This is a genomic window from Bacteroides caecigallinarum (genome assembly GCF_016901995.1).
GTDB lineage: Bacteria > Bacteroidota > Bacteroidia > Bacteroidales > Bacteroidaceae > Phocaeicola > Phocaeicola cellulolyticus.
The window spans coordinates 1-5,145 of the sequence record NZ_JACJLE010000094.1; the positions used below are offsets into that span (position 1 = coordinate 1).

Here is a 5,145-nt window from a genome sequence, read left to right on the forward strand (position 1 = left end):
TTTACCTGTAGTGGGCGCATCTGTATTGGTTAAAGGTACTCAGGTTGGTACTGTAACTGATATTGATGGTAATTTCACTATTACTAACGTTCCAAGTTCGGCCGGAACTTTGGTTGTTTCATTCATCGGAATGAAAACACAAGAGGTTGCTATTAAACCTGTTGTTAATGTTGTATTACATTCTGATACTGAAGTTTTGGATGAAGTTATGGTTGTAGCATATGGTACTGCCAAAAAATCTTCATTCACAGGTTCTGCTTCAGTTGTAAAAGCCGATGAAATCGGAAAGATTCAAACAAGTAATGCTGCTCAAGCTTTAACTGGTAAAGTTTCAGGTGTCCAATTCACTAATGCTTCAGGACAACCAGGTACTACAACTCCAACAATACGTATCCGTGGTATCAGTTCTATCACAGCTGGCAACTCACCTCTGATTATATTAGATGGTTCTCCATATGATGGCGACTTAAACAATATCAACACACAAGATATTGAATCAATGACTGTATTGAAAGATGCCGCTTCAAATGCATTGTATGGTTCACGTGGTGCTAACGGTGTGATTATGATTACTACTAAACGTGGAAAATCACAAGACGCTAAAGTTACTGTAGATGCTAAATGGGGTGTAAATACACGCGCCAGCCGTGACTATGATTACATAACAGATCCTGGTCAGTATTATGAAATGTACCATTTGGCATTAAGAAACTATGCAACAAATGCAGGTGGTTATGATGCAGACAGAGCTTATTCATTTGCAAACGCAAATCTTATGGCTGTTTTAGGTGGATACAATGTTTATAGTGTACCTGAAGGAGAAAATCTAATCGGAAAAGATGGAAAGATAAACCCTAATGCTACATTAGGAAATATTGTAGAATACGAAGGACAAGAATATCTGCTAAAACCAGATAATTGGCTGGATGCTGCATACAAATCAAGCCTCCGTCAAGAATATAATGTTAGTGTTACCGGAGGAAACGATAAAGCTTCTTTCTATTCTTCATTTGGTTATTTGGATAATGGAGGTATTTCTCCAAATTCAGACTATGAACGTCTTACAGGCCGTTTGAAAGCTGATTATCAAGCTAATTCTTGGTTAAAAGTAGGAGCAAACTTCTCTTATACACATTATGAAGCTAATGCTTTGGATGAGGATGGTTCTTCTGTTTCATCAGCAAACGTATTTGCAGCAGCAACTCAGGTAGCTCCTATATATCCATTGTACATGCGCGATAAAAATGGTAATATACTTGTTGATAAAGCAGGTAATCAGATGTACGATTACGGTGATGGCAGTTATTTAGGATTATATCGTCCTATCTTTGGACAATCAAATGCTTTGTCAGATGCAATACTTAATACAAATAAGAATGATGGTAACGCTATGAATGCTGTAGGTTTCTTTGAAATAAGATTTTTGAAAGATTTCAAATTTACTTCTACTAATAGCGTTTATCTGAATGAAGCACGTAGTACAAATGTAACTAATCCATATTATGGACAATATGCTTCTTCAAATGGTATAATCACAAAAGGTCATTCAAGAACTCTATCATACAACTATCAACAATTGTTGAATTACGCTCATTCTTTCGGACGTAACAATGTAGATTTGATGGTAGGTCATGAATCATATCGCACTAAATATTATACATTAAGCGCAGTAAGACAGAACATGTTTGATCCTAACAATCATGAATTGGCAGGAGCTGTAACAGACGGAACATCTACATCTTATACAACTGATTATAATACAGAAGGATATTTCTTCCGCGCACAATATGATTATGATACAAGATATTTCTTGTCAGGTTCTTACAGACGTGATGCTTCTTCACGCTTCCATCCTGATAACCGTTGGGGTAACTTCTGGTCTATTGGTGGAGCTTGGATTATCTCAAAAGAAGAATGGTTTAACACTCCATCTTGGATAGATTTATTCAAAATTAAAGCTTCTTACGGTACTCAGGGTAATGATAATATAGGAAATTACTTATATACTAATACTTATAACATAGTAAACGCAGGTGGTCGTCCTGCTGCAATACCTAGCGTTATGGGTAACAAAGACATAACATGGGAAACAAACGGAAATTTCAACGCCGGAGTTGATTTCGAAATGTTTGGTGGAAGATTTAGCGGTACAGCAGAATTCTTCTTGAGAAAGACTTCTGATATGCTTTTCTCATTCCCATTGCCTCCTACTTATGGATATACATCATATTATGACAATATCGGTGATATGAAGAATATTGGTTTGGAAGTAGAATTGAATGGTTCTATAATACAAACAAAAGATTTCAACTGGGATTTACGTCTTAATATGACATATTACAAAAATAAGGTAAGCTATTTGCCAGAAGAACGTAAGACTATGGTTGCTCCAGACGGAACAAAAGGATATACTAGCGGAAATTACTTCTATGGAGAAGGTGTTCCTTTGTATTCATTCTGGATGTATAAGTATGCCGGAATCAATGAAAATGGTGAAGCATTGTATTACGCTGATCGTAAAGATGCAGATGGCAATATTATACAGGAGAAAGTAACAAATCCATCAGCTGCAACACAATACATTTGCGGAAGTGCCTTACCTGACGTTTATGGTGGTTTTGGTACTACATTCTCATACAAAGGTATAGATTTAAGTGTTGATTTTGCATATCAGATCGGAGGTCTTGCTTATGATTCCGATTATGCATCTGCAATGTCATCTCCAAAATCTAATTCTAGCGGTGGTGCAATACACAAAGATATGCTGAATGCATGGAGTGTAGATAATCCAAATGGAACATTGCCTCGCTTCCAATATTTGGATTCATATACAGCAGCAACTTCTGACCGTTTCCTTACAAATGCGTCATATTTGAGCTTGCAGAACATCAATCTTGGATATACATTACCTGCTAAATTTACACGCAAATTTGCTGTAGAAGGTTTGCGTTTATATATGGCAGCAGACAATGTATGGTTATGGTCTAAACGTAAAGGTCTTGACCCAAGACAAGCAATGGACGGTTCTACTACCGCTTCATACTATGCTCCTATACGTTCCATCTCAGGAGGTATAACATTAACATTCTAATAAAAAAATATAATTATGAAATATAAAATATCAAATATATTATTAGGACTTTGTTGCTCTTCATCTATCTTATTAAGTGGATGTATTGAAGAAACTTTCCCGACAAACGGAGCGACAGAAGATGTAATAAGTTCTTCGGACAAAGGAATTGAAGCAAAATTATGGGCTATGCCAGCCTTTGCAGTAAACTTTGGAACTGTATCTACTAGTGTAGGATATGATTGGGGATATGGATCTATAATGCATATAAGGGACGTAATGACACAAGATATGCCTGTATATGCAAGTCCTTATGACCATTATTCAGCTTGGGAATGTAATTATTATATCGGTCCGGCTTACTTGTCAACACAGTTCATATGGAACTATTATTGGAAATTTATACAAACAACTAACAAGTTGCTTGCTGCCATTCCTGAAACAGACACAGACCCTGTGCATTTAGGATATAAAGCTGCAGGACAAGCATATCGTGCATTCTTATATTTGGATATGGCACAGATGTATGAATTCTTGCCGAACGATAAGACTTCAGGTGTGAACAACTCTGGCAATGACGTAACAGGATTAACAGTTCCTATTGTACGCGAAAATATAACTGAAGAACAGGCCCGCAACAATCCTCGTGTTAAACGTGATGTTATGGTTAACTTCATTCTGGAGGACCTTAATGCAGCAGAAGCCAATATTGACAAACTAAGTTTTACTGATAAAACATTACCTAATTTGGCTGTTGTATATGGCTTGAAAGCAAGGTTATATATGTGGATAGGTAATTATGAAGAGGCTAAGAATTATGCTAGAAAAGCTATAGATGCAAGTGGATGTACTCCTGTAAAATCTGATGCATGGGTTAACCCATCTTCAGGCTTTAATGAACTTTCATCACCAGCATGGATGTGGGGTGTTAAGGCCATGAAAGAAAATGATGCTGTACAAACCGGTATTCTTAACTGGACGTCTTGGGCTTCTAATGAAGCACAATACGGATATGCAGCAGCAGGACCTATGAGCAGCGTTGATGTACAAATGTATTCAAGAATAGATGATAGAGATTTCCGTAAGCTATCATGGGTAGCTCCTCGAGGAACTGCTCTATTTGGCAAGAACTCATTTGTTGATGATAGTTTCGGTGCTTATTTACAAGCTAAATATCCATTAGCATCATTAAAATTCAGACCAGGCAGTGGTAATACTACAGACTTTAATGTAGGTTCTGCAACAGCTTTCCCTTTGATGCGCGTTGAAGAAATGTACTTTATTGAAGCTGAAGCTGCGGCACATTTAAATGCTAGTGAAGGAAAAACTTTAGTTGAAAAATTCATGCAGACATACCGTTATCCTGAATATACATGTTCTGTATCAAGCAGTGATGACGTAGTTGAAGAAATTGTATTCCAAAAACGTGTTGAATTATGGGGTGAAGGACTTACATTCTTTGATATAAAAAGACTTAACATGTCAGTTACAAGAGGATATGAAGGTACAATATTCAGAGATGATGCCCTCTTTAACACAAACGGAAGACCTGCTTGGATGAATTTCTGTATAGTTCAAACTGAGGAAAACAATAATGAAGCATTAAGAGGATTTGAAAATCCTGATCCAAGTGATGTATATGACTTATGGATGGCTCCTGAACAGTAATCTATAAATAAACATTACATTATAAAAAATAGAGTGTGTCACATTTTGACACACTCTATTTTTTTGTAATTTATTTAACCTACATATTTTCATAATAATCTCCAACCATCATATCTATTTTCGGAAATAAAATCTCTAATTTTCCAAATCTCAATAAGGTATAATTCCACAAATACCAATACGAGAGATACAGCCCATCCCTACGACATTTGTAAATATTGTATTTATTGATTACTTTTGCGTAATAGACTATGGTATAAACACCAATATACCTATCCTAGTAAGATAAAACACAGTAAAAAAACTAAATTTCCTCTTTGTCCTTCACTCTGTTTGCATTATATTTGTGAAAAATCTTCTATTGCGAATGTCTTGACAAAATATTATTTGATTTGTCTAGAAGAATT

2 protein-coding genes are annotated in these 5,145 nt (G+C 36.0%); both read left to right on the plus strand.

Annotated features, from left to right (window positions below; genetic code table 11):
- On the plus strand, positions 1–3,091 hold a 3,091-nt coding region (locus tag H6A61_RS14860), incomplete at its 5' end, for a SusC/RagA family TonB-linked outer membrane protein (RefSeq protein ID WP_239469252.1).
- Between the two features lie 15 nt (positions 3,092–3,106).
- Positions 3,107–4,738 carry a RagB/SusD family nutrient uptake outer membrane protein gene (locus H6A61_RS14865; protein WP_204394673.1) on the plus strand — a complete coding sequence of 544 codons (1,632 nt, stop codon included), beginning with the start codon at positions 3,107–3,109 and terminating at the stop codon, positions 4,736–4,738.
- Positions 4,739–5,145: the final 407 nt, after the last annotated feature.

What these genes read in the sequence shown, in the direction of transcription:
- H6A61_RS14865 (WP_204394673.1), top strand. Translation starts at nt 3,107, where the DNA reads ATGAAATATAAAATATCAAATATATTATTAGGACTTTGTTGCTCTTCA.